At 55.1% G+C, this 25,020-nt stretch carries 22 protein-coding genes and 1 pseudogene; 8 read left to right on the top strand and 15 right to left on the bottom strand.

The features are described 5' to 3' along the window. Positions 1-19: 19 nt before the first annotated feature. From GO013_RS03580 to wtpA, 3 genes are read right to left on the bottom strand one after another with little or no spacing between them, the layout of a single operon-like run. Positions 20-1,075 carry an ABC transporter ATP-binding protein gene (locus GO013_RS03580; RefSeq protein ID WP_163808683.1) on the bottom strand — a complete coding sequence of 352 codons (1,056 nt, stop codon included), beginning with the start codon at positions 1,073-1,075 and terminating at the stop codon, positions 20-22. Beyond that, on the bottom strand, positions 1,072-1,902 hold the full coding sequence (locus GO013_RS03575) for an ABC transporter permease (RefSeq protein WP_163808682.1): 831 nt from the start codon (positions 1,900-1,902) through the stop codon (positions 1,072-1,074). Before GO013_RS03575 ends, GO013_RS03580 begins: the two co-directional genes overlap by 4 nt. A gap of 5 nt (positions 1,903-1,907) precedes the next feature. Next, positions 1,908-2,888, bottom strand: coding sequence for a tungstate ABC transporter substrate-binding protein WtpA (gene wtpA / locus GO013_RS03570; protein ID WP_163808681.1), 981 nt, complete (start codon positions 2,886-2,888; stop codon positions 1,908-1,910). Between the two features lie 252 nt (positions 2,889-3,140). Here wtpA and GO013_RS03565 point away from each other — a divergent pair, with 252 nt between their 5' ends. Further along, positions 3,141-3,671: a TlpA disulfide reductase family protein gene (locus tag GO013_RS03565; protein ID WP_163808680.1), complete on the top strand. Its 531-nt coding sequence runs from the start codon at positions 3,141-3,143 to the stop codon at positions 3,669-3,671. Further along, a complete protein-coding gene (locus tag GO013_RS03560) occupies positions 3,668-4,375 on the top strand; it encodes a peroxiredoxin (protein ID WP_343219525.1) in 708 nt (235 codons plus the stop codon). Before GO013_RS03565 ends, GO013_RS03560 begins: the two co-directional genes overlap by 4 nt. Here GO013_RS03560 and GO013_RS03555 read toward each other — a convergent pair. From GO013_RS03555 to fdhD, 9 genes and pseudogenes are all read right to left on the bottom strand, one after another. Continuing rightward, positions 4,271-4,987: a response regulator gene (locus tag GO013_RS03555; RefSeq protein ID WP_163808679.1), complete on the bottom strand. Its 717-nt coding sequence runs from the start codon at positions 4,985-4,987 to the stop codon at positions 4,271-4,273. The genes GO013_RS03560 and GO013_RS03555 overlap by 105 nt on opposite strands. Next, entirely contained in the window at positions 4,984-6,999 is a 2,016-nt protein-coding gene (locus GO013_RS03550; RefSeq protein WP_163808678.1) for an ATP-binding protein, read from the bottom strand. Before GO013_RS03550 ends, GO013_RS03555 begins: the two co-directional genes overlap by 4 nt. Next, positions 6,996-8,228: an ABC transporter substrate-binding protein gene (locus tag GO013_RS03545; RefSeq protein ID WP_163808677.1), complete on the bottom strand. Its 1,233-nt coding sequence runs from the start codon at positions 8,226-8,228 to the stop codon at positions 6,996-6,998. Before GO013_RS03545 ends, GO013_RS03550 begins: the two co-directional genes overlap by 4 nt. A gap of 267 nt (positions 8,229-8,495) precedes the next feature. Further along, complete coding sequence (locus GO013_RS03540; RefSeq protein ID WP_163808676.1) at positions 8,496-9,224, bottom strand: 4Fe-4S dicluster domain-containing protein; 729 nt, start codon at positions 9,222-9,224, stop codon at positions 8,496-8,498. 14 nt (positions 9,225-9,238) lie between these two features. Further along, positions 9,239-12,264 (bottom strand): annotated as a pseudogene (gene fdnG / locus GO013_RS03535) (formate dehydrogenase-N subunit alpha). Positions 12,265-12,290: 26 nt separating this feature from the next. Continuing rightward, a complete protein-coding gene (locus GO013_RS03530) occupies positions 12,291-12,521 on the bottom strand; it encodes a hypothetical protein (RefSeq protein WP_163808675.1) in 231 nt (76 codons plus the stop codon). Between the two features lie 391 nt (positions 12,522-12,912). Continuing rightward, entirely contained in the window at positions 12,913-13,839 is a 927-nt protein-coding gene (locus GO013_RS03525) for an IS1595 family transposase (protein WP_239057723.1), read from the bottom strand. Positions 13,840-13,852: 13 nt separating this feature from the next. After that, positions 13,853-14,740 carry a formate dehydrogenase accessory protein FdhE gene (locus tag GO013_RS03520; RefSeq protein ID WP_163808674.1) on the bottom strand — a complete coding sequence of 296 codons (888 nt, stop codon included), beginning with the start codon at positions 14,738-14,740 and terminating at the stop codon, positions 13,853-13,855. A gap of 328 nt (positions 14,741-15,068) precedes the next feature. After that, complete coding sequence (gene fdhD, locus GO013_RS03515) at positions 15,069-15,848, bottom strand: formate dehydrogenase accessory sulfurtransferase FdhD (protein WP_163808673.1); 780 nt, start codon at positions 15,846-15,848, stop codon at positions 15,069-15,071. A gap of 288 nt (positions 15,849-16,136) precedes the next feature. Here fdhD and rbsD point away from each other — a divergent pair, with 288 nt between their 5' ends. The 6 genes from rbsD to GO013_RS03485 all read left to right on the top strand — a co-directional run bounded on the left by rbsD (position 16,137) and on the right by GO013_RS03485 (position 21,945). Beyond that, positions 16,137-16,556, top strand: a complete 420-nt coding sequence (gene rbsD, locus GO013_RS03510) for a D-ribose pyranase (protein ID WP_163808672.1) — start codon at positions 16,137-16,139, stop codon at positions 16,554-16,556. A gap of 10 nt (positions 16,557-16,566) precedes the next feature. After that, positions 16,567-18,069 (top strand): ribose ABC transporter ATP-binding protein RbsA, encoded by a 1,503-nt coding sequence (gene rbsA / locus GO013_RS03505; RefSeq protein WP_163808671.1) that lies wholly within the window; start codon positions 16,567-16,569, stop codon positions 18,067-18,069. Next, entirely contained in the window at positions 18,066-19,046 is a 981-nt protein-coding gene (gene rbsC / locus GO013_RS03500) for a ribose ABC transporter permease (protein ID WP_163808670.1), read from the top strand. The genes rbsA and rbsC overlap by 4 nt, the downstream gene beginning before the upstream one ends. Before the next feature lie 19 nt (positions 19,047-19,065). Beyond that, positions 19,066-19,941 (top strand): ribose ABC transporter substrate-binding protein RbsB, encoded by an 876-nt coding sequence (gene rbsB / locus GO013_RS03495; RefSeq protein ID WP_163808669.1) that lies wholly within the window; start codon positions 19,066-19,068, stop codon positions 19,939-19,941. A gap of 68 nt (positions 19,942-20,009) precedes the next feature. Further along, a complete protein-coding gene (gene rbsK, locus GO013_RS03490; RefSeq protein WP_163808668.1) occupies positions 20,010-20,936 on the top strand; it encodes a ribokinase in 927 nt (308 codons plus the stop codon). Positions 20,937-20,940: 4 nt separating this feature from the next. Beyond that, entirely contained in the window at positions 20,941-21,945 is a 1,005-nt protein-coding gene (locus GO013_RS03485; protein WP_163808667.1) for a substrate-binding domain-containing protein, read from the top strand. A gap of 250 nt (positions 21,946-22,195) precedes the next feature. Here the strand turns inward: GO013_RS03485 and larE are convergent, their stop codons facing one another. The 3 genes from larE to GO013_RS03470 all read right to left on the bottom strand — a co-directional run bounded on the left by larE (position 22,196) and on the right by GO013_RS03470 (position 25,012). After that, entirely contained in the window at positions 22,196-23,023 is an 828-nt protein-coding gene (larE, locus tag GO013_RS03480; protein WP_163808666.1) for an ATP-dependent sacrificial sulfur transferase LarE, read from the bottom strand. A 211-nt stretch (positions 23,024-23,234) separates the two neighbouring features. Beyond that, positions 23,235-23,999, bottom strand: coding sequence for an amino acid ABC transporter ATP-binding protein (locus tag GO013_RS03475; RefSeq protein ID WP_163808665.1), 765 nt, complete (start codon positions 23,997-23,999; stop codon positions 23,235-23,237). Next, entirely contained in the window at positions 23,999-25,012 is a 1,014-nt protein-coding gene (locus tag GO013_RS03470) for an amino acid ABC transporter permease (RefSeq protein WP_203529372.1), read from the bottom strand. The genes GO013_RS03475 and GO013_RS03470 overlap by 1 nt, the downstream gene beginning before the upstream one ends. Positions 25,013-25,020: the final 8 nt, after the last annotated feature.

The following is a 25,020-nucleotide window of genomic DNA, read 5'->3' as shown; positions in this document are numbered from 1 at the left end:
AAGTCTCAGTTGTGTCCCGTTAGGGGGTGGGTGTCTGCGGTGGCATGAAATGAAGATGCGACTTGGCAATGCCGAGATGGACTGTCTTTTCCTGTTGTGAATATTCCAGGGCGGTCAGTTGGTCCACGGTGGCGGTCACGGTTTGGTCATTACAGGCGATTTGCGCTGTCCAATGAAATCCGATGCGGTCGATTCGGGTCAGATTGCCTTCAAAGGTACACCATTCATCCGGGAACCGTCGGTTCATGGAGACCAGAATGTCTTCGGGGCGGAAGGCCACATATCCTTCGTTCCACTGGGGAGGTGTGTCCACCGTGACCGTGTGTCCGGCAAACGAACAGTGTCCGTTTTTGAAAGACGCAGGCAGCACATTGGCCATGCCCACGAATTCGGCCACAAATGGTGAGGCAGGTTGTCGAAAGATGTCGGTGACGTCGCCAGTCTGTTCCAGACGTCCATTTCGGATGACCGCGGCCCGATCCGCCAAGGTCAGGGCGTCCACGAAATCATGCGTGACCATGAGGATGGTCAGTCCTGTGTCGTGGTGCAGTTCCTTGAGTGTGTGCCTGAATTCGGCTCGGAATTGTGGGTCGAGTGATGACATGGGTTCATCCAGTAGCAGCACGCTGGGATGACAGGCCAGGGCGCGGGCAATGGACACCCGTTGTTTTTCGCCGCCCGAGAGTTTGTCCGGCTTTCGATTGACCACTCGTGACAGGCCAAGCCGGTCCAGAAGGGCAAGTGCCTCTTTTTTCCCGGTTGTGGCATCGATCCCGTGATATCGTTGCCCATAGGTGACATTTTCCAACACGTTCAGATGGGGAAAGAGGGAATGGTCCTGATAAACGAGGCTGACTGTGCGTTTTTCCGGTGGAAGATTCGCAATGTCGCGTCCATGGACAATCAATTCGCCGGTTCCTTTGGGGGCCAGACCCGCGAGACTTTCCAGCACCAGGGTCTTGCCGGACCCGGTCGGGCCGATCAGCGTGAAAAATTCGCCGGGGTGGACATGAAGACTGACGTCCGAGATCGCAAAGCCTGGAAACTGGATGGACAGGTTTCGGATATCAATCATATGCCAGTCCTTTTGGGCAGGGAAAAGGCACGGAGCAGCAGAAAAAATAGCATACTCACTAGAATGAGGATGACCGCCACGGGTTGAGACCAGCCGAGACCGTATGCCGTGAAGCGTTCATACATGAGAACCGGCGCGGTCATGGGGTGATAGGCCACGATGATGATGGCACCGAATTCACTGATGGCGCGGGCCATGCACATGATCATGCCCACGAGCATGTATCGCCATGACAGGGGAAAAGTGATGCGGAAAAAGGTCTGTCCCCGTCCGGCTCCCAATGAGCGGGAGACGTTTTCGAGGCGTGGGGGAATGGATTCGATGCCGCCTTTCACGGTGTTGACATAAAAGGGCAGTCCCACAAAGACGAGCACGCAGACGATGCCGGTGGACGTTCCCATGATTTCAATGCCGAGATCCGAAATGAAGGTGCCAAACCAAGTGTCTCGTCCGGTCAGACTGAGCAGGGAAATACCCACGACAGGGTGTGGAATCATGATGGGCAGGTCAATGATGCTTTCCACCAGTTTTTTGCCCGGAAATTCGTATCTGGCGAGGATGTAGGCCAACGGGGTGCCGAAAACCAGCGCGATGATCGCGGCCATACCCGATGTGGACATGGACAGCCAGATGGATTGGATGACAGCGGGGTCGACCAATGTTTCGACCAGCCGTTCCCAGGTCGGGGCGGCGATGGTCGAGGTCAGCGGGGCCGCAATGAACAACAGGATCAGGGCGGATGAACCCACGAACCAGAGTTGGAACAGTGAACTGGGGAGGCTCCGAAAAACGGAGCCTCCCTTATATGCGGTGCTGGTCGAAGCCATTCTGATTAGTTGACTTCCACGAGAGTTTTGAGGCTGGCCGGAAGCTTGTTCATGCCTGCTTCATCGGTCCGAACGGGTTCGAACGGCGGCTGTCCCATATCCTTGAGGATCTTGAGACCGCCTTCAGGATCGAACATGTAGGCCAGGAAAGCCTCGGCGGCTTCCGGGTTTTTTGCCGTGTCGAGCTTGGTAATACCGTAGGTGATGGATTTGCCCACGCGTTCAATGAAGGTGCCGGGCTTCTTGCCGGAGACCTTGACGCGCGCCTGCGAATAAAAGTCGGTCAGGGTGTAATCACTCAGGTTCATGTGGTTGTCGATGGTGATGTACTTGAGACCGTGCTGGACCGCGACAGACAAATATTCCCAGGCATAGTCCATGTGACCGGACTGGAGCAGGGAAATGAGTTCAACGGATTTGGGCCGGACATTTTTTTCGGGACGACTGGCGATAAGAGCATCGGCCAGACCCGGTTTCTTGTAAAATTTTTCAGCCAGTTGCAGGACCATGATGGAGCGGTAACCGCACGGGTCCAGATTGGGATCGGAATGTCCCCAGACAACGCCGTCCTTCTGGAGGATGTCGGTCCAGTTGTTACTGTTGATTTCGTTGGCGAACTTGGATTTGTCCGTGTAGCACAGCACCATTTGGTTGGTGGCGAAACGGACATTCCATGAAGCGAATTTCGGGATCAGGTTTTTGTTGATGACCACATAATCGGCAGAGGCCATAATGTCGGCGGGTTTGCCGACTTCGGAGATCAGACGGGCCATCTTGGTGGAGCCGCCGGACTCTCTTTGGACATCGATGCCGGGGTATTTGGCTTCAAAGGCTTTTTCCATGGCTGCAAAGGGAACAGACAGGCTGCCAGCGTGAAAAATGACGAGTTTGCCGGTCGGCTCGGCCGAGGCCGGAGTCCATGTACAGAGAATCACTGCCAGGCACAGACACAGAGCCAGCGTGAGTTGGTGAGAAACAGAATGCATACAACCTCCTAGACGTATAAGCACATATTCATTGATGGGGTATATATGCTCTCTCTAGCATAATCCGTCAACAGTGGAGAAATGGCTCAAGATTTGACACTATCCGTGTGAAACACTTCGGTATCGGTGTGGAATCACGGCGCAGTGAACGGGGCTTGTCTCTACAGTCATTTTCAGGCATTTTTAAAAGGCTGAAAAAGTGTATCGGCGCGTTTTCGGTTTTTCATTAACCGGTTTTTTTGAGGGTGATTCATGAAAAAAAGAGGTGTTTTTATTGTGGCGTGTATCCTGTTGTGTGCATCGCCCGTATTCGCCGCAGCAGTGTTTCCAGATTTGGCCATGACCGGACAATTGACTTCGGCGCACCGGCAGTACCTTGGTGTCGCGGCCAATGATTTTTCTCTGTCGGACATTTCGGCGGAGCTGGTGTTGATCGAAGTGTATAGTATGTATTGTCCCATTTGCCAGCGGGACGCTCCCTTGGTGAATACCCTGTATGCGACGCTGGCTGAAAAGAAACTGGATTCCCGGGTCAAGATGCTTGGCATAGGCGCGGGCAATTCCGCGTATGAAGTCGAATTTTATCGCAAGAAATTTTCGGTGTCCTTTCCGCTTGTACCCGACGTGCAGTATGTCCATCACAAGGCGGTCGGAGAAGTGGGGACACCGTCATTCTATCTGGTTGATTTGCGGCAGGGCCGTCGTCTTCTGTTTTTTCAGGAAGGAGAACTCAAGGAGACGGATGGCGTGCTCAAGGCGATCATGGAGGCGCTTGAACAATGATGCGAGGACAGTGCTGGATCATAACTGGTGTTTTGGGGCTGTGTGTCGGTCTATTGCTCTTTTCGCCTGCTGTTGCGGCGGAGATGACCACCTATTCGACAGGGATGTTGCAGCCCAGAGATTCCGTGCTTCAGGTCGCCGTGGGAGATGTGGCACCTGATTTCGAATTGCCGTCCATTGCGGGAACGCCCGTTCGGCTGAGCGACTATCGTGGGAGCCGGAACGTGGTGCTGACCTTTGTCCCGGCTGCGTGGACACCGGTGTGCTCCGACCAGTGGCCGGGCTATCGGCTGGCCATTGATCTGTTTAAGGCCAACAATGCGGAGTTGATTGGAATTACCGTCGATAACACGCCGACACAGAAAGCGTGGGTTGACGCCATGGGCGGTTTGAATTTTCCGGTTGTGTCCGACTTCTGGCCACATGGAAACGTGGCTTCGGCCTATGGCATTTTGCGGTCAGACGGTGTGGCCGAGCGCGCAGTATTCATCGTCGATACCAAGGGCGTGATCCGGTTCATTCATGTGGAAGACATCAATAAACGGCCTGATCTGGGAATGCTGGTCAAGGCACTGGAAGCCGTGAACGCCAAGGAGTGCTTACTGGGCGGTCAAGGCTTCGTCCCTGCTGTCAAACAGCTCGGCGTACCGGGTGATTCCCACGGTTTCAAAGACCGATTTGAAATTGCTGGACAGACCCGCTAGTACAATACGTTTGCCTTGGGCCTTGTTTTCCTTGAGCAGCTCCGCCAAACCGGTGATTCCGGCTCCGTTGATGGAGGCGTTTTCTTCGAAATCGATGAGGGTGACCGGCTTTTCGAATTCTTTCCCCTTGGTCAGGGCGTCGGCCAGATATGGAATAGTATGGGTGGATACGTTGCCTCGAACCCCGATCACAACGGCTTCCGGAAGCTCGGAAAATGAGATCAGGCTTTCTTCATTTTTGGTGAGGGCGAGCCGCTCACTGGCCCGGGTCAGGGCTTTTTCCAATGCTTCCCGTTGTAACGGTTTGTTGATGAAGTCGGTCGCATCGAGATTGAGGGCCTGAATCGCCAAGTCCATGTCGCCGTGACCCGTGATGACGATGACTTCCGTGTGCGGGTTGAGCTTCTTTATGGCCTTGAGTGCTTCAATACCATCCATGATGGGCATCTTGATGTCCGTCATCACCAGTCCCGGACGTTCCTTTTCGAAGATCGAGACTCCCTCCTGTCCGTTTTCCGCGGTGAGTACGTCGTAGCCATACGCGGAAAGGAGGAGCGTGAACATTTTCAGGGTCGGTTGTTCGTCATCTATGACCAGTACTTTTTCTCTCATGCCTTGGTGTCTCCTCGCGTGCTGGCAATCGGAAATTCCATGCGGAAAATCGTGCCCTTGCCGCGTTCACTGTCAATGTGGATATGGCCGCCATAGTCACGGACAATACCATATGTGATGGCCAGGCCAAGGCCCATGCCTTGTCCGGCTTCTTTGGTGGTGAAAAACGGTTCGAAAATCTTGCGTTTGTCTTTTTCGTCAATGCCGGAACCGGTATCTTCCACTTCGGCATAGACACTGGCGTCTGTTGATCCTGTGCGGATGAAGATACACCGGTGCTCGTCGCCGTCAGCCGGAGAGGAAATGTCGTTCAGTGCGTCCTTGGCATTGGTCACCAGATTGAAAATGACCTGTTGCAGCCTGTTGGAATGGGCCAATACGGGGGGCAGTGTCCGGTCCAGATTGAGAATGAATCGGATGTTGTCCAGTTCGAACTGGCGTCGCAGGATGGACAGCACCGCGTTGACGGTCTGGTTGAGATTGACGTGTTCTTCGATCAGATCAGACTTGCGGCTAAACGATCGAAGCGTATTGATGATCTCGGCGGCCCGATCCACTTGGGTGGAAATTTCCCGGACAACTTGCAGGAATTGCTCGCGGGGGACTTCGGTTCCTTCTTCTTCCATCATGGAGAGGAATTCACTGCCCATTTTGATGGCGTTGAGGGGTTGATTGACCTCGTGTGCCACTCCGGCGGACATCTCGCCCAGTGATTTCATTTTTCCTGCCTGAATGAGTTGGGCATCTTTTTCAATGAGTTCAGTGATGTCCGTGACCGCGATGATGATGGCGTGTCGTCCTCGATAGGAAATGGGGCAGGCGTGCATGTTCACGAAAAACGGTTCGCCGCCTTTTTTGTAATGAAGCAGTTTCGGAAAGTAGATACACCCGCCGCCACCTTCTGTGAAGTATTCCAGACACCCTTCGTTGTGGTCAGGACTGAGTTTCAGGAAACGCTGGCCGATCAGTTCGTCCTTGGAATACCCGTAGAGTTCGAATGTCCTGGGGTTGGCGTCCTTGATGATGCCGGAATCGCATTCCACGACAAAGATGGGGTCCGGGCCGGAGTCGAACAGGGACCGGTATTTTTCTTCTGACTCGCGCAAACGCCGTCGATAGAGCTTGATGGACCAGACCATGTTTCGGAACGAGTCGCCGAGCTGAACCACTTCATCGCCTCGGCTGTGCTTGCGGTAAAAGGCGCAGTCCGCACATTTTCGATGAACTTCGCCCGGTCGTTCTCCACTTCGGGATTGGTCAAAATGCCAGCAGGGGAGGTCTGTATTGGTAAAGGCCGGGCACCGCGAAGTATCCCAGTCTTCATCCGGCACAAGGTGGTGCGGCACATCGAAATTCCCTCGGCTGATCTCGTCCGAGAGCTGTGTCAGGTCAGAGATGGGTTTGGTGATGTATTTGGACAGCCACGAGCTGAGGAACATGGTGATCAGGACGACTGCGGAAATGAAACCGAGAAAGGCGACACGGAGTTTGTCAACCAGGGCGTCAATGTGGCTTTTGTTCAGCCCGACGTGGACCGTGCCGATTCGATACAGCCCCTCATTGATGGCTGCGGCCAGATCATAGACTTCCTGCCCTTCAAGATCGAGCCGTTTGATGGAATCGTGTTTGTTGGTCGGAAGGGGATTCCCTCGGAGTGAGCTTGGGAGTTTTCGGGTCAGGGTGTGGGCCAGAATCTTGCCGTCCAAGTCTTCAATGAAAATGTATGCCACCAGATTCTTGCGCTGGCGAAGGCGCCGTTCGTCAAAAATCAGGGCCAGAAGTTTGGGAATGTCGTTGTCCAGCAGATAGGAACCACCGCGTTCCGCCACGGAATGGGCGATGGCAAATCCGCGCATTTCCAACTCGTGGGTCAGGGAACTGACCAGAATGTATCGGGACACCAGGGCAATGGTCACGGAAATGAACATGATGGCCGCGAGCATGGAAAAAAGGAGCTTTTCTCGCAGGCCGATGGTATCGAACCGGGTCGCCAATTTTTGGACCATGGTCATGGTTTGGCCTCCAGCTCGCGTCGTAGCCCGACCCAGTCGTAAAAGGGCACGAATCGACCGTTTTGCAGTCGGGTGAAGTGAATGGCCTCAAGTCCCTGCCGGTCGTTCGGTCCGTAGGTGATGGACATGCCCGGGCCAAGCGGAAAGTTGCGGATGGATTCGATGGCGTTGATGAATTTTTCCCGGGTGAGATCCCTTCCGGCCAAGCGTAGTCCTTCCACCACGATACGGGCATTGAAGAATCCCTCCAGCCCCACGAAACTGGGGGTGTCGTCAGGAAAATATTCTTTCAGGAATGAGACGTATTCATTGACGGTGTCCGAGTCGGTTTCCGGATCGGTAATCGGTGCGGGGACCACTTGAGACATCAGAACCTTGACCGGCATATCCGTCTTGATACGGCGGGCCAGCTCTTCGGCTCCCACAAAGGAGACCGTGTAAAAGGCCGGGGTGTAGTCTTGTTCCCAGGCCCGGTTGATGAATCGGGCACACGCGTCATAGGTGCCGACCATGACCACGGCTTCGGCGTCGGATGCGCGGATGCGGTCCAATCCTTCGTCAATATCCTCGGTTCCCCGGATGTACCATCCTCGGGCCACGGGTTCCATGTTGAATTCCTTGAGTGCGAGTTCGGTCCCGATCAATCCGTCGAATCCGTAGGTGTCATATTGATAGAAAACCGCGATTTTCCGCAAGCCCAAGTCCTTGACCATGTGGCGCACGGCATCTTTGGTTTCTTGATAATAGGACGCCCGGATGTTGACCACATAGCGGTTGAAGGGCTGGCGAAGGGCATTGGCTCCGGTGAACATGCCCACGAGTGGGATACGCGCTTCTTCGACCAGAGGGAGCGCCTTGACCGTGGTTGGCGTTCCCACATAGCAGAACAGGGCAAATACTTCGTTGTTGATAATGAAATGTTGCGTATTGGCGAGGCATTTGGGCGGATCGTATGAGTCGTCCACCGCCATGATCTCGATGGTCCGGCCATGGATGCCACCCTTGGCGTTGACGTGTCGGATATAGGCCTGTGCCCCGCGAAGGGTCTGGGTGCCGAGGTATCCCGCATGACCAGTGAGGGCGAGCGATGAACCGAGAATGATTTTCGTGTCCGTGACACCGGGCGAAAGGGAACCGTGAGTGGCTGCGTCGTTGTCAGAGGTACATGCCCCCAAACTGACAAGCAGCGACAGACTGAAAAATATGAATGTCCATGGTCGAATTCGCATGGTTTCGCTCCGTGCTCGATGCGTCTAACGATGTCGTGACATTGAGTGTTACTGAGTTGGCTTTGAAAACACAAGAAATCCTCATAACCCAACGATACTGCATCTGTCAGCATTGTCCTGTGCAAGGCGGCCCCGGCGCACGGAGAGCGTCGGGGCCTGAAAGACTCCGCACATGACGTGCCGGGTCCGATCGGCACCGTGTACGGAGGTGTTCTTCATGAGAAAAGCCCGGCGCGGATGGGTGATCCGCGCCGGGGAGGTTTGTCGTTATCCGTTCATCCGTTTGAGCGGGCTGGCCAGTTGGGCCAGGAATTGTTTCCTGGACATGGGGCCTTTCTCCTGAGTGGACGACGCATCGGAAGACAGGGACTCGTAATAGCTATCCGGGTCGGTCTCCACCAAATAGATGACGCGCACGCTGTCGACATCGACAAGTTCGGCATCCGGGTACTTCTTGAGTGCCTCGGCCAGCCGTTTGTCGGCCAGGGCGAGCATGTCTTCACGGTCACCGAAGTTCATGGCTCCTGTTGGACAGGTCTGGACACAGGCGGGCAACATGCCGGCCTTGACGCGGTCGATGCACATGTCGCATTTGACCACCTGTCCGGTTTCCTCGTTGACGCGAGGAATGTCATAGGGACAGGACATGCTGAAGGCATCCTTGTCTGGTTCCAAGGCCGTAAGCTCCGTGTAGACGACGGCACCGGTTTCCTCATCATGGATGATGGAGCCGGGAATGGTCATGGCGTCCATGCATGGCGGTTCAATGCAGTGACGGCACTGTTCCGGGAAGAACAGCCATTGCAGATCAGGGCCTTCGCCAACTTCTTCGAAGCGGACGAGTTTCAGCGTTGTGCCGGACAGGTCCTTGGGATTCTGGTGGGAACCCCAGTTTTCCGTTTTCTCGGCGGGCAGTTTTTTCCATTGCTTACAGGCAACCTGGCAACCACGGCAGGCCGTACATTTGGTCAGGTCGATGAAGAATGTTTTACTCATGTGTCATTCCTCCTTTACGCCTTGCGGACGTTGACCATAAAGGCCTTGGTTTCAGGGATGCCGGTGTTGGGATCGCCGACGGACGGGGTCAGGATGTTGGCTGTATCGCCACCGTCCTTAGGCCAGGTCCAGCCAAAGTGCCATGGGAGACCGACCTGATGGATCGTTGTCCCCTGTACTTCGAACGGTTCCAGTCGTTTGGTGACAATTGCCTTGGCCCAAATGGAGCCACGGACCGAGTCAACCATGACTTTTTCGCCGTTTTCAATACCTCTGAGTTCCGCAAGTTCCGGGCTCATTTCCACGAACACCTGGGGTTCGCACTCCGTGAGCCATGCGCAGTTTCTGGTCATCAGACCCGTCTGCCAGTGCTCGGTGACACGATAGGTGGTGCCAACGAATGGGTACTTGGGATCACAGACGGCTTTTTCTTCGGTGTCGAAGGTCAGAGCGGTCGGGTTATGCAGCGTGCCGGAGAAGGGATGCTTCTTGACCGGGCATTCGAGCGGTTCATAATATTCCGGTAACGGACCATCCGCGCGGCCTGGACCATAGAGCTGGCCAAAGCCGTGTTTGCGCATGATGAAGGCGTATTTGGAACCAGGGGCCCAACCGCCATCGGGGATGTCTCCCACCCATTTCTTGCCGTTCCATTCGATGACCGGTTTTTTCGGGTTATACGGTTTGCCCTGAAGGTCCACGGACGCACGGTTATACAGAATGCGTCGGTTGACGGGCCAGCACCAGGAGAAGTTCGGATACAGACCGATTTTCGCCTGTTCCGGGGTCTGGGCCAGACTGCGACGTGCGGCCATGTTGCCCTTGTCAGTGTACGAGTTGCAGTACAACCAGTTACCTGATGCGGTCGAGCCGTCATCCTGGAGGTATGCGAAACTCGGGACCTGGTCACCCTTTTTGAACTGTTTGCCCTTGACTTCGACGTCACGGGTAAAGTGTCCATTGATGAGCTTGGCGGTCTTGTGTGAATCAAATACACCGTCTGTGGCAATGTTGTCCCAGGTGAGTCGTGTGATCGGCTCGGGGTATGCGCCGCCTTCCTTTTTGTACAGATCTTGAATCTCATGCATCAAGTCATACATGAGGTCACCATCCGGCTTGAGGCCGTGCGGTGCGTCTGGTCCTTTGTACCGCCACTGCATCCAGCGGCCGGAGTTACTGACGGAGCCTTCCTTTTCAATGGAGACTGCGCAGGGAAGGAAGAAGACTTCAGTCTTGATTTCTTCCGGTTTCATGTCGGGACCTTCCCAGAACCAACCTGTTTCGTTGGGGAAGATGTTGACATTGACCAGCCAGTCGAGCTTGCCCATGGCCTGACGGTTCTTGTTGGCATTGGCACCGGAACAAGCGGGGTTCATGCCCCAGGCAAACAGGCCCTTGAATTGGCCCTTGTCCATCTTGTCGAACATGGTCAGCCAAGAATATTCTGCGGCGGACGCAGAGTCCAGGCGGGGCAGGAACTGATATGCGTCTTCAGGTGTGTCGTCATGCCACATGGCTTTGAGCAACGACGCTGAATATTTGGGATAGTTCTGCCACCAGTTGGCTGATTTCGGATCGTTGGAAACCGGGGTGTATTTGGTGTTGTATGCGTCCAGTGTGTCCTGACCAGCCTTGGGTGTTTTCAAATACCCGGGCAGGATGTGGTACAGCAGACATTGGTCGGTTGACCCCTGAACATTGGCTTCACCGCGCAGGGCGTTGACGCCACCACCGGCAATACCGATGTTTCCAAGCAGCAACTGGATCATGGCCATGGAACGGATATTCTGGACGCCAACGGAGTGCTGTGTCCAACCCATGGCGTACATGATGGTTCCGGCCTTGTCGGGTGCGCTCGTGGCCGCATAGGTCTCGTACAGCGCGATCAGGTCTTTTTTCGCCATGCCGGAAATGGACATGACCTCGTCGAGATTATAGCGTTCATAGTGCTTCTTGAGCATCTGATAGACGCATTTCGGGTCCTTGAGTGTGGGGTCTTTTTTCGGATTGCCGTCGGCATCCATGGCAAAGGCCCACTTGGACTTGTCGTATGATTTGGTTTTGGGATTATATCCGGCAAAGATGCCATCATCGAAGGTGTAGTCATCGCCAATGATGAAGGATGCGTTGGTGTAGTTCACCACGTAATCCTTGAAGATCAAATCCTTGTCCAGGATGTACTTGATCATGCCACCGAGAACGGCAATATCAGAGCCGGATCGAAGTTTGGCATGCATGTCGGACTTGGCCGAGGTCCTGGTGAACCGAGGGTCAATATGGATCAGAGTTGCCCCTTTTCCTGTGCCCTGGTGACCCACTTGAAAGAAATGGGATGGTTTTCGGCAGCGTTACTGCCCATTATAAGAATACAATCAGCGTTCTGGATATCGATCCAGTGATTGGTCATCGCACCGCGTCCGAACGACTCTGCCAGAGCCGCAACAGTTGCGCTGTGTCAGATACGTGCCTGGTGTTCCACATACACCAGGCCGAGGCTGCGGAGCATAGTCTGGTAGGCCCAGCACTCCTCGTTGTCGAGCGCGGCGGAACCGACTGAAGCGATGCCGTCGCAGCGATTGACCAGTTGGCCTTTCGCGTTTTTGATCGTGAATGTTTCGTCACGAGTCTTTTTGACATTGTGGGCGATCTTTTCCAGTGCCCAGCTCAGGGAAACTTTGGTGAACTCTTTGGAATAGGGTGCCCTGTAGAGCACGGAGTCCGGGCGGCGATCGTTTTCGGCCAACTGCCAGATCGATGCGCCCTTGGCACAGAGTGCGCCTTCGTTGATGGGATGATCGGGGTCACCTTCGACGTTGATGGCCCTGTTGTCCTTGAGGGACGTGTTGACGACAAGGCCGCAACCCACTGCACAATAACAGCAGATCGTGGTTGTCTGTTTGCTCCATTTGGGCTTCATGGCCTCAACGCGATCAGCCATGGGCGCTGTTTTCGCGGTACAGCCAAGCCCGAGACCGCCAAATGCCGTGGCCGTGGCCGCGACAGCGGAGAGCTTGAGGAAGTTCCTTCGATTGGTATGCATTCGACCTCCTAAAAGTTGCGTGCGGGTCATCGCCCGCGAATCTCGCGACCGAGTGTCACGAGGAGTTCATAGCCATTGGGCTGCACCACGGTGTCCGGTGTGGGCAGGTGTGTTCCTGAACTGTCAGGATGACAGTGAGGTGTCAGGATCATTTCCTGCGCCGCAGTCTGGACAGCGTCCATGCCAAACCCCAGCCCGGCAAAGGGCATCGGGGGCGTGGGCTTCGCAGCCGACGAAGTGTTGTGTGAAAAGCGCATAAGCGGACCTCTCCCATTAAATTCCGTTATTCCCTTTATGGGGGATTGATGCCCAGAGTTCAAAGGAAGGAGACTCTTCTTGGGTCTTACACAGGGGAAAAAAGTGGGTTTTTTACAAACCCGCTGGGAACAGGGCGATTGCGTTATGTCGAAAAAGACATAAATCGATAACTTGCCCACGGTTTTGCACCAGCGACTTGAGCATATGGCAGCGATTTTTCAATGGATTTCAGGATGGTGTCAGTTCACAAGGCGCGCCGTGTTCAAAAAAACATGGAATGGACCAGTTTCAGTCTGTCACTGTGCGGGATAACATATGAAATGCGTGGCGTGCCCAGATGATTTTGACGGGACAGTTTTGGTCCGATTATTGGATTGCGTCTGGTTGTTTTTATGTCGTCGGGACCAATGCGCACAGGTAGGCGGCCAGGATCTCGGCAACGGGTTTGTCCTGATTGTTGAAGCGGAATTCCAGTTCCTTCATGTACAAGGGGAAGCGTTGGCAGGAAATGCCACGGAATTTCTTGATACGGGTCTGGGCATATTGCCAGAACTCATCCTGCACCTCGTCGATATACGGCGGTTCGTCATACCGTCGGATGACCTCGTAAGGGAGCGAATCGTTGCCACAGAAAATCAATGTGTCGTAGTCTTTGTAACGATCAGTGTAGACCAGGTTTCCCGTGCGAATGAGTTTGAGGTGAAAGTTCATGTGAAAGTGAAACAGGGTCTCGGCCTGAAATCCGGGCACCAGATCGATGAATACGATGTCGTTCCGGCGAAGGATGCCGTAGACCGGAATGGTATCCATGTGCATTTCACGAGGCCCGCCGGTCAGTCGATTCCCTTTGAGATAGGAGTCCAGCCCCGTTGCCGGGCTGATGAGTTGCCGGGCGTCGAGCGCGTGTCCCAGAATGGCGAATCGGATGGCGGTCAGGGCCTTGTATACCGTGTTGTAGGACAGACCGAGCTGTTCTTTCATCTGGTGGACCGAACATTCTTCCACGAACAGGACGATGAGTCGGAGCCATTCCGACGGACTGAGTGCGCCGTTGTTGATCCACCGGCCCGAAAAGGGCTGAAAGGTGTATTTGCAACTGGCGCACCGCAGGCGTTCGCCGGATAAGGTATAGACTTTGCGGTGGCCGCACCGAGGGCAAAAGGGATCGCCAGTGGGCCATGTCAGTTCGAGCAGATACGCTCGGGCCTTGGCATCATCATGCAACAGTGTCTCAAAGCCGCCGTCGATATTCGACGGCGAGTCTGTGGGCACAATATGCGAGAGAGAATGCATGGTGTTCGAGAGCACGGCTGACATGGTTACCTCTGTGTTAAAATCCCCAAGCGGACAGTGTTGCGCGTTTGTATCCCTGACCAGCGGCCACATAGTCAAGGGCTAAAGAGTCCAGATCGTCAAGAATCGGCAAGGCAACACGGTCCAGATTCCTGAAATCAATGGTCTTTATATACGTTTTGCAGGATTCACAGACATCGACGCGGAATCCGGGTTCTTCGTCCACCGTGAAAAATGTCAGTTTTTTCTGGTCGTCTTCACCACAGACCGGACAGGCGATCCGTTTGATACGGTACTCATGCCGACAGAAGGAACAGGTGGCGTGACGGAAGCCTTCTTTTTGATTCAGCGACGAAATGAGCGGCAGGCTGCCACAGATGGGGCAGGTTCCCACTTCCGGAACTTTCATGTCCGGCAGTTTTTCGGCCAGAATGTCCGCAGCCGCTTCAATGGACGGTCCGAGGGCTGCAAAGGCGAGGAAGGCGATGGTCTTGGGTGCCTCCGGGGTGCGTTCTGCCCAGGACGCAAAGAATGCCGTATCGTCATTCAAATAGTGGTGAAACAGGTCTGCCGGGGTGAATTCGCCGTTGTCCATGGCCTGTGCCACGGCTTTGGCTCCATCGCCCAATGGGCCGCCCGTGGTGTTGAGCAGGGCAATGAGGTCCTGCAACAATTGGGTTGCCTGCGCGCTGTCGTGAGGGAAGTTCTCTCTGCCAAGCAATGGCACCCCTTGAAAAACGGCCTCGGCCGGGGCCAGTTCTGTGTCCTGAGGGATGGTCACTGTTGCGTTGATGCGTGCGGTCAGTTGCAAGCGGGCCACGTCGGCCACGAGATTCACGAGTTCTTCGGAAATATAGGATTTCCCTTTCAGTTGGGTGATTTTTTTTTCAAGCCTGCGTTGATATTGTTCCACGTCAAATTCCATGGTGCGTCCTTTGTGATTATTCGGTTGCGTACAATACTATGGACGCCCGACTATGATGCCAAAGTCTTGAGACTTGCTCAAGCTTTGACACAAAATTATTCTATTAAATTGAAATTGTTGAATATTTTTTTATCTAAATTATGTCTTTTTGAGCATAAAGCTTACTGAAAAGGTCTACAAATCAGTATGTTCCGACGATGTGAAGAAAGTCGATACAAAGACGATGTTTTCATAGATTTCGTCAATTTACCGAAAAAACATGTTTCAAACGTCCCCAAGTCTCTGGAGACGCGTTTGAATGGCGTTCATTGTGTGGGTGTGAACAGGGCTAGAATCCGATGATCCGCTTGTTGTCGTTGTAGACCCAGAAGCTGTCGTCTTTGATGTTGCCGATGAGCGTGATGCCGGTTTTTCGGGCCAATTCCACGGAAAAACTGGTGGCAACGGCAGTTGAAGCGAGAATGGGCACGCCGATGCGGATGACCTTGAGCAGAATTTCAGAAGCGATGCGTCCGGTGGTGACAATGAGTTTGTCGTCCACGGACACGTCGTCGAGAAAGCACTGACCGCAGATCATGTCAATGGCGTTGTGACGGCCGATATCTTCCCGAAAGAGCAGCATCTCATCCGGCACACACAGCGAAGAATTGTGGCAGCCGCGAGTGGCATTATACAGAGTGGACCGTTCATGAAGCTGGTGCGTCAGACTGAGAATCTGTTCCGGCGTGACCTTGACGTTGCCCGTGACATGGCGTTTGGAGATCGTGGCGGCGTTGCGTCCGAAGTTCGTCCCCTTGCCGCAGCCCGAGGTAATGGAGCGTTCAAGCACGCGATTTTTCCACGGATCATGACAGGTTTCCACTTCGGCGAGCAGTCGATCGCCCAGATCTCGAACGGTCAGGTCCGTGATCTGGTCTGGACTGGACAAAAAAGCGTCGGATTTGAGGAAGCCGATCGCCAAATATTCAGGGTGCTTGGCCGTGCAGAGCAGGGTGACAACCTCTTTCCCGTTCAATTGGATAGTCAGTGGGACTTCCCGAATAGACGTGATGGGTGTGCGGGCAAAGCCGGCCTTGTATTCGTGTATTTCGTATTCAAAAGAATCCATGGGTGTTTCTCCCGGTCTGGGGACAGGCGTGAAATACGGCATGTCCCTTTGTACCGTGTGTGTACCGGATTTGTTTCCCGTGAATCAAATTTTGGTCATTTCCCCGGGATTCAGCACTGCCATTGATCGGGGAAATCGGAATTTCAGGATGCTTTCGATCTTTTCTTATTGAAGGATAACTGCCCATGAAATCACCATCGAAACGATTGCGCAAACGTTTCGATGTGTGATATGTTCCCCGGACTTTACGGGTGAACCGACAACGACACGCCACGATGGGGGCGAATAATGAAAAAGACAAAACTGCTCAATGCAGCGGTGTCATATGCTGTGGCCAAACTCGGCCATTGTGATGAATTGACGATCTGTGATGCCGGGTTGCCCATTCCTGTGGGTGTCCAGCGGATCGATCTGGCGGTGACCGAAGGGATTCCCGCGTTCATGGATGTGGTCAAGGCCATTGTTTCGGAGATGGCAGTGCAGGAAGTGGTGATTGCCGAGGAATTCGAGACCGTCAGTCCCCACCTGCATGGCGAGTTGCTTCAGTGTATCCGGTCGATGGAAAAGCAGCAGGGCACTTCCGTGTCGGTTCAGACCATCAGTCATGAGACCTTCAAACACCAGACGCGCCGGAGCGTGGCCATTGTGCGGACCGGGGAATTCACCCCGTATGCCAATGTCATTCTCAAGGCGGGCGTGGTCTTTTAGTGGGGACGGCATGGACGAATTGCTCAGACTGGACGCTATCGAAAAGCGGTTTCCGGGCGTCAAGGCCCTGGATCGCGTGAATCTGCGCGTCTCATCCGGCAGGGTCATGGGGTTGGTGGGAGAAAACGGGGCGGGCAAATCTACGCTCATGAAGGTCCTGACCGGCATTTATTCTCGGGATGGCGGGACCATGCGGTATCTGGGGGAGCAGCGAACGTTTGCCGGACCGCGTGATTCGCAGGAGGCCGGGATCAGCATCATCCATCAGGAACTCAATTTGCTACCGGAATTGTCCATTGCCGAAAATATCTTTTTAGGCCGCGAAAAAGTGGGCTTCCTCGGCCACATTCGCTGGAATGACATGTATCGCATGGCGGACGAATTGCTCGACAGACTCGGGGTGCGGACATCGTCTCGCACACGGCTCGGCGAATTGGGCATCGGCGCACAGCAGATGGTGGAGATCGCCAAGGCCCTGTCATTCGAATCGCGGGTCATCATCATGGATGAACCCACTGACACGTTGACCGACACCGAAACCACGGCGTTGTTTTCGGTCATTCGCGAACTGCGGGAATCCGGGCACGGGGTGGTCTACATTTCGCATCGACTCAAGGAAATTTTTGAAATCTGTGACGACGTGACCGTGTTGCGTGACGGCCAGTTCATCGGTGAATGTCCGGTTGCGGACATCTCCGAAGACGAATTGATCGAGATGATGGTCGGGCGGCGGCTCGAAGAACAGTACCCACGAATCACGGTCGAGCCTGGCCCAATCAGTCTCGACGTTGAAAATCTGACCGGACCACGGCTTGACGGGGTGTCCTTTTCCGTGCGGGAGGGGGAAATTCTCGGCATATCCGGTTTGATGGGCGCGGGACGGACCGAGCTGATGAAGGCCATTTACGGGGCGTATCCCATGGATGGCGGGCGGATTTCCATGGGGGGCGAACCTGTGGAGATCAGTTCTCCGGCAGACGCACTCGACGCCGGAATCGCGTACATCAGCGAGGATCGAAAAACGGACAGTCTGATTCTCGGGTTGTCGGTCAAGGAGAACATGACCCTCACGGCCCTGACGGATTTTTGTTCCGGCATCGGGCAGATCAATCATGTCAACGAACGCCGGGCGGCAGACGAGTATATTGATGCGTTCAATATCAGAACGCCGTCACGGATGCAGGCGGTCGGCAATCTTTCCGGGGGCAACCAGCAGAAAGTCGCCATTGCCAAGGGGCTGATGGATCGACCCAAGGTGCTCATTCTGGATGAACCGACGCGCGGTGTGGACGTGGGTGCCAAAAAAGAAATTTATCAACTCATCAATTCATTCAAGGCAGAAGGAATGAGCATTGTGCTTATTTCATCGGAGATGCCGGAAATTCTCGGCATGAGCGATCGGATTATCGTCATGCACGAAGGCCGTTTTCGGGGCGAATTTTCGGCGGCGGAAGCGGATCAGGAAAAACTTATGGCCTGCGCCATTGGCCGGGCGCGCGAGGAGGCTGCATGAGCGCGGCAAAAAACAGGGCCTCCGGACAGGAACAGTCCGTGTCCATCAAACAACGGTTGATTCAGCAGAAAACACTCATTGCGCTCATCGTGATGATTCTCATTGTGTCCTTTTTGAATCCCAATTTTTTTACCACCGGTAATCTCATGAATATCCTGCGGCAGACAGCGATCAATGCGATCATGGCCGTGGGTATGACTTTGGTCATTCTGACGGCTGGCATTGATCTGTCCGTGGGGTCGGTCCTGGCCCTGTGCGGGGCTATCGGAGCCAGTCTGATAGCGGCGGAAATGCCGTTGGTTGTGGCCGTTGGCGCGGCCCTCGGGGCTGGTGCCCTGCTCGGTGCGGCCAGTGGAATCATCATTGCCAAGGGCAAGGTGCAGGCGTTCATCGCCACGCTGGTGTCCATGACCATGGTCCGGGGATTGACGTTGGTCTACACGGACGGTCGGCCCATCTCCACCGGATTCACCGATGTGGCGGATGCTTTTGCTTTTATTGGCACCGGCTACCTGTTGGGGATTCCGTTTCCCATCTGGATCATGGCCGTCACGTTTGGCGGGGCCTGGTATCTGCTCAATCACACGCGTCTGGGGCGGTATATCTACGCCCTTGGCGGCAACGAATCCGCCACCCGTCTGTCCGGGATCAATGTGAATACCATCAAGATCACGGTCTATGCCATTGCCGGATTCCTGTCCGCCCTGTCCGGGTTGATCGTGACCTCCCGACTGTCGTCTGCCCAACCCACTGCCGGGGCCGGGTATGAACTCGATGCCATTGCGGCCGTGGTGCTTGGCGGGACCAGTCTCATGGGCGGCAAAGGCACAATCATGGGGACACTTTTGGGTGCTCTCATCATTGGATTTCTCAATAATGCGTTGAATTTGCTCGATGTATCATCCTATTATCAGATGATCGCCAAGGCGTTGGTCATTCTGTTAGCGGTGCTGGTTGATACGAAAAGCACGGAGTAACCACCATAAGGAGCGTATGATGAAAAAACTTTTGACCCTTGTCCTGACCTTGGTTCTGACCATGGCCCTCGGTGTCTCTGCCCAGGCAAAAGACACGTTGGCTTTGGTTGTATCCACCCTGAACAATCCGTTCTTCGTGACTCTCAAGGATGGGGCCGTGAAAAAGGCCGATGCAATGGGATATGAACTGATTGTTCTCGATTCCCAGAATGATCCGGCCAAGGAATTGGCCAACGTGGAAGACCTGACCGTGCGTGGCGTCAAGGCGATTCTAGTCAATCCCACTGATTCGGACGCGGTGTCCAATGCTATTCGTCTCATCAACCAGGCCGGAATTCCGGTTGTCACGTTGGACCGTGGGGCCTCGCGTGGCACAGTCGCGTCGCATATCGCGTCCGACAATGTTGCTGGTGGCAAGATGGCCGGTGATTTCATGGCCGAAAAACTTGGCAAGGGTGCCAGGGTCATCCAGTTGGAAGGCCTGCCCGGTACGTCCGCTGCTCGTGATCGCGGGGCTGGCTTCGAACAGGCTGTCGCGGCCAACGATTTCAAGGTCCTGGCCTCCCAGCCTGCGGACTTTGATCGGACCAAGGGCTTGAATGTCATGGAAAACCTGCTGGCCAACTACGGCGATGTTCAGGGCGTGTTTGCTCAGAATGACGAAATGGCCCTCGGAGCCATGCGTGCGCTTCAGGCCGCAGGCAAGAAGGTGGTCATTGTCGGTTTTGACGGCACGGATGATGGCGTTGCCGCCGTGAAGCGTGGTGATATGGCGGGAACCATTGCCCAGCAGCCCGCATTGATCGGGTCGCTCGGTGTTGAGACTGCGGACAAGATTCTCAAGGGCCAGACGGTCGAGAAATATATTCCTGTCCCGCTGATGGTGGTCAAGTAATTCGATACAATGGCGCACCGGGTCGTCCTGGTGCGCCATTCCCTTTTTTTGCAACAAGAGAGCAGACCATGTCTTCACCAAAAGTGCTTGTTCTGGGCAGTGTCAATGCCGATCATGTCCTGCAAGTGGATGATTTTCCTCGGCCCGGCGAAACCGTGACCGGCCACGGATATCAGGTCCTTCCCGGTGGCAAGGGGGCCAATCAGGCCGTGGCTGCGGCCCGACTTGGTGCGGCTCTCGGCTTTGTCGCCTGCGTGGGGGATGATGATTTCGGACGGCACATGATCCAACGCTTTCAGGATGACGGCATGGATATTTCCGGGGTGATGACGGTGGACGGTCTGCCCACGGGCATCGCCTTGATTCAGGTTGCTGGTTCTGGCGAGAACAGTATTTCCATTTCACCGGAAGCCAATGCGGCCCTGACACCCGAGCGATTGCAGCCGCATCTGTCGGCCATCGCGTCTGCGGATATTTTGCTCATGCAGCTGGAAAGTCCGCTCGACAGCGTGATGCTGGCCGCGCGAACAGCCCGTGCCGCTGGTGGGCGTGTGATCTTGAATCCGGCCCCGGCGCGGGAGCTTCCCGATTCACTGCTGGCGGAGTTGTTCATGCTCACCCCCAACGAGACCGAGGCTGAGGCCCTGACCGGGATATCGGTTCAGACCGAAGACGATGCGCGCAAGGCTGCGGAATTTCTCCATGACAAGGGTGTGGAAAATATCATAATAACCCTGGGTCGCAACGGCGCGTACCTGAGTGCGCCCGGGGTGTCGGAATTGCTGCCCGGGTATCGTGTGGACCCTGTTGATACCACGGCTGCCGGGGATACTTTCAATGGTGCGCTCGTGGCGGCATTGCACGATGGGCTGGATGTGCGATCGGCCATCCGATTTGCTCACGCGGCAGCGGCGATATCTGTGACGCGATTGGGTGCGCAACCATCCATACCGACGCGTGAAGAGGTTCACGCGTTCATCAACAAGCACGCATAAAAATATGGCAACAATCAAAGACGTCGCAAAGCTCGCCAAGGTCTCGACCTCCACGGTGTCTCATGTTCTGAACAAGACTCGATTCGTCAGCGACGCCACCTGTCAACGGGTGCGCGAAGCCGTTCGAACACTGAACTATCGGCCATCCTCCATTGCCCGGAGTCTCAAGGGCCAGAAGACGCGGACCCTCGGGATGCTCGTGACAACCAGTCGGAATCCGTTTTTTGCCGAGGTGGTTCACGCGGTTGAACGGCGGTGTTACGAACGCGGTTACACCCTGTTTTTGTGCAATACCGAAGGGGACATTCACCGGATGGAGGCCAATCTGGACGCCCTTGAAGAGAAGCGGGTGGACGGGTTGCTCTTGTTATGCAGCGAGGTGAACGACGATGTCATCACCTTGCTGGAGGCTGAACGGAGTGTGCCCATCGTCATTTTCGACTGGGGACCGGAATCCGACATTGTGGATCGTATTTATGACAATTCTCCCTATGGTGCGCAATTGGCCACCGAGCATCTGCTTGCCCATGGGCATCGGGCTATCGGCTGTGTGACAGGTCCGGCTGGCAGGCGGTCGGCCGAGGAGCGTTTGGCCGGATTTCGGACCACTATGACTGAGGTCGGGCTGCCCATTCGCGAAGAATGGATCATCGAAGGCGATTACGAATGCGAAGGCGGCGTTCGAGCCATGCAACAGCTTGCCGATCTGCACGACCGGCCTAGCGCTGTGTTTGTCTGCAACGACATGATGGCACTGGGCATGATGAGTGAGGCCTTTCGATTGGGGATTCGTGTTCCTCTGGATATTTCACTGGTCGGCTATGACGATATCTATATCGCCCGGCACGCTACCCCGTCACTGACCACCATTCATCAGCCCAAGAATCAGCTTGCGGCCATGGCCGTTGATACGCTTATCGATCGCTTGGGAAGCAAGCGCGCCAAAGGGAAAATCATCAAGATCGAGCCGAGGTTGGTGGACAGAGAGTCTGTCTGCCAGCTTGGCTGAGTGTTGAAGGCGGTGAGGAGGTGGGAGGTTTTGCCTCCGGCGGCCCCTTGCCGGGCTGCCATTGCCTCCGGCGGCCTCTCGCCGGGGTGGCGTTGCCTCCGGCGGCCCCTCGCCGGGGTGGCGTCTTCGACGACCAGAGAACCTTTGAAAAGGTTCTCTGGACGCTCCAAACTTTTTGGTGCTCGCTTCGCTCGGTTTGGGGGGGGACAGAGTGTTTTTGTTTGAGAGAAAACGTTTTTTTGAGATACATTCAGGAAGCGTTTTCTGTGTCGTCGATGATGTTTGTGCGGTTGAGACTGCCCATGGAATAGCCGGCCAGGTCTACTGCGACGTGTCGATATCCGAGTTTCTTGAGGGCATCGTTGATGGCGGGGCCATGGTGCGTGACGAGGGTGCCGATGTCGTCTTGCGGGACTTCGATACGGGCCACATCGCCGTGATGGCGGACCCGGACAGCGGGGAATCCCATGTCCATGAGGGAGCGTTCCGCGTTTTCCACCTGTCGCAGGGCGGTTTCGGTGACGCGGCTTCCAATCGGCATCCGCGAGAGCAGGCAGGCAAAGGATGGTTTGTCGCCAGTGGGCAAACCGAAGTGGCGTGACAGGTCTCGGATATCCTGTTTTGTCAGCCCGGCATCCAGCAGAGGGCTGCCGATTTTCAATTCTCGCAGGGCCTTCAGGCCGGGACGGTAATCATCCAGATCATCGAGGTTGGTGCCGTCGAGCACGCACGGAATCTTCTGATTCCGCGCACATTCAACGAGTTCCGAAAACAGATATTTCTTGCAGGTATAGCAGTGGTCCGGTGGGTTCATGCGCAGGGCTTCCGGGAACGGCCGTTCCAGTTCGACATGCGTGACGCCGAGGGTGTCCGCGTATGCTTTGGCTTCCGTGATTTCCCATCGGGGAATGTATGGGGTCACGATGGTCGCGGCCACGGCCTTGTCCCCGAGTGCGGCGTATGCCGCGTACAGGAGCAGGGTGCTGTCCACGCCACCGGAAAAAGCGACAAGCGCGCCGCCGGTGGCGGTCAATTTCTGGATGAGAGTGTCATATCGGTGCAGGAGTGCGTCGGTCATTGCGTGGGAACCTTTTGGATATTGAGCGTGGTTGTCGTCAAAGACAGGGAAAGAGTGTGTGCCTGCATGGTCAAATGATACCGTACAACGTGATGTGAAGTCGATAGGAATCTGGATACGGAGTCCAAAGGACTGGGAAATTTGACATGAAAATGGCCCGGAAATATGTCTTCCCGGGCCAGTGATGTGTCGTGAAAAGCACGGCGTTTTTTTAGAAAATGCGGTCGATGAAACTCTGAATTCGCGGGTCTTTGCACTGCTTGGCAAAGAAGTCGTCCGGCGCGCCCTTGGCCAGGAACGAGCCGTTTTCCATGAAGACCACGTGGTCCGCAATCTCACGGGCAAAGCCCATGTTGTGGGTGACGATAATCATGGTCATGCCTTCGTCAGCCAGTTGCTTGATGGCCCCAAACACTTCGCCGACCAATTCCGGGTCCAGCGCGGATGTGGGTTCGTCAAAAAGCATCAGCTTCGGTTTCATGGACAGGGCTCGGGCAATGGCGGCGCGTTGTTTTTGTCCACCAGACAGCGAGGCCGGAAAACGGTCCGCGAATTCACTCATGCCGACTTTTTCCAACATGTTCATGGCAACGGCCCGGGCTTCCGCCTTGGGTGTGCCCAGCACTGTCACCTGACCTTCCATGGCATTTTGGACCACGGTCATGTGTGGAAACAGGTTGAAGTGTTGGAAAACCATGCCGATTTGCGTGCGGAGCTGACAGATATTCTTAGGCTTGTCCAGGACCTGCTTGCCTTTGAGTTGGCGATACCCAACGGGGTGGCCTTCAAAGAGAATGGTTCCGGAATCAATGGTTTCCAGAATGTTGATGGCCCGCAGCAGGGTGGATTTCCCCGAGCCGGACGGACCGATGATAACGGTTTTTTCTCCGGCCTGCATGGACAGATTGACCGAGTCAACGGCCCGGTGAGAGCCGAATGTCTTGACGATGTTTTTGAGTTCCAGAAGCGGTTGCATCAGCGTTTCTCGTATGCTCCCACGCGATCTTCAAGCCGTTCAAAGGCAAAGGTGAAGACGGTGGTGAAAATAAGGTAGATAACAGCGGCCAGACCGAGCACCGTGATGTTGAATGAGGCGTTGAACAGCTGGTCTGCCGTGCGCATCAGTTCGACCATGGCGATGGTGGAGACCAGCGCGGTGTCCTTGATGAGTGCGATGAATTCGTTGCCAACGGGCGGGAGAATGACGCGGTAGGTCTGCGGGATGATGATCCGGCGCATGGCCTGCCAGTTGGACATGCCCATGGCTTCGGCCGCTTCCATCTGTCCCTGGTCAATGGACTGGATACCGCTTCGGATGATCTCTGCGAGATAGGCGGAGTAGTTCAGTCCCAATCCGATGAGGGCTGCCGGAATGGGCTTCAGCGTGATACCGAGGGCGGGCAGGCCGTAGTAGATGAAGAAGAGCTGAAGCAGGAGCGGCGTGCCGCGAAAGAGCCAGATGATGAACCAGCACAGGCGGTTGATGGCCCTGATGTTGCCAATGCGTCCCAAGGCGATGAGCAGACCGCCAACCGGGGAAATCACCATGGTGAAGACCACCAGCAGCAGGGTCATGAGGCTGCCCTTCAAAAGGTGCGGAACGAATTTGATCGTGTCGTTCAGCAGCCGTTTCCACTGGGGGAGCATGGCTTCTTCAACGGAATCTCTGAACTGAAGGGCTTCTATGTTGTCCGGGTACACAGCAAGAAGTTCTTCGATAATGGTGATGGCGGCAGGAAAGTCCTTGACCGCGAATTTGAGTCGTGCTGCCTGCATTCGGCTGGACGCGAATTGTCCTTCATCACCATTTGGTCCGGGTGCCGGAATCTGGAGATAGAGATCGATGGCGGCTTCAAGGTCGCCGGTGACCATGACGTTGTTGGCCTTGCGCATGAGTGCGTCGGCGTTTTCGGTCGCGGTCTGGGCGGCCTGCGCGCCAAGCGCGAACAGGGAAAGAACGAGGAGCGTCGCAAGAACGACGCTCCTCAATATTGAGT

The sequence above is a fragment of the Pseudodesulfovibrio sp. JC047 genome (assembly GCF_010468615.1).
Taxonomy (GTDB): domain Bacteria; phylum Desulfobacterota; class Desulfovibrionia; order Desulfovibrionales; family Desulfovibrionaceae; genus Pseudodesulfovibrio.
This window is presented reverse-complemented; position numbering and strand designations above follow the sequence as displayed.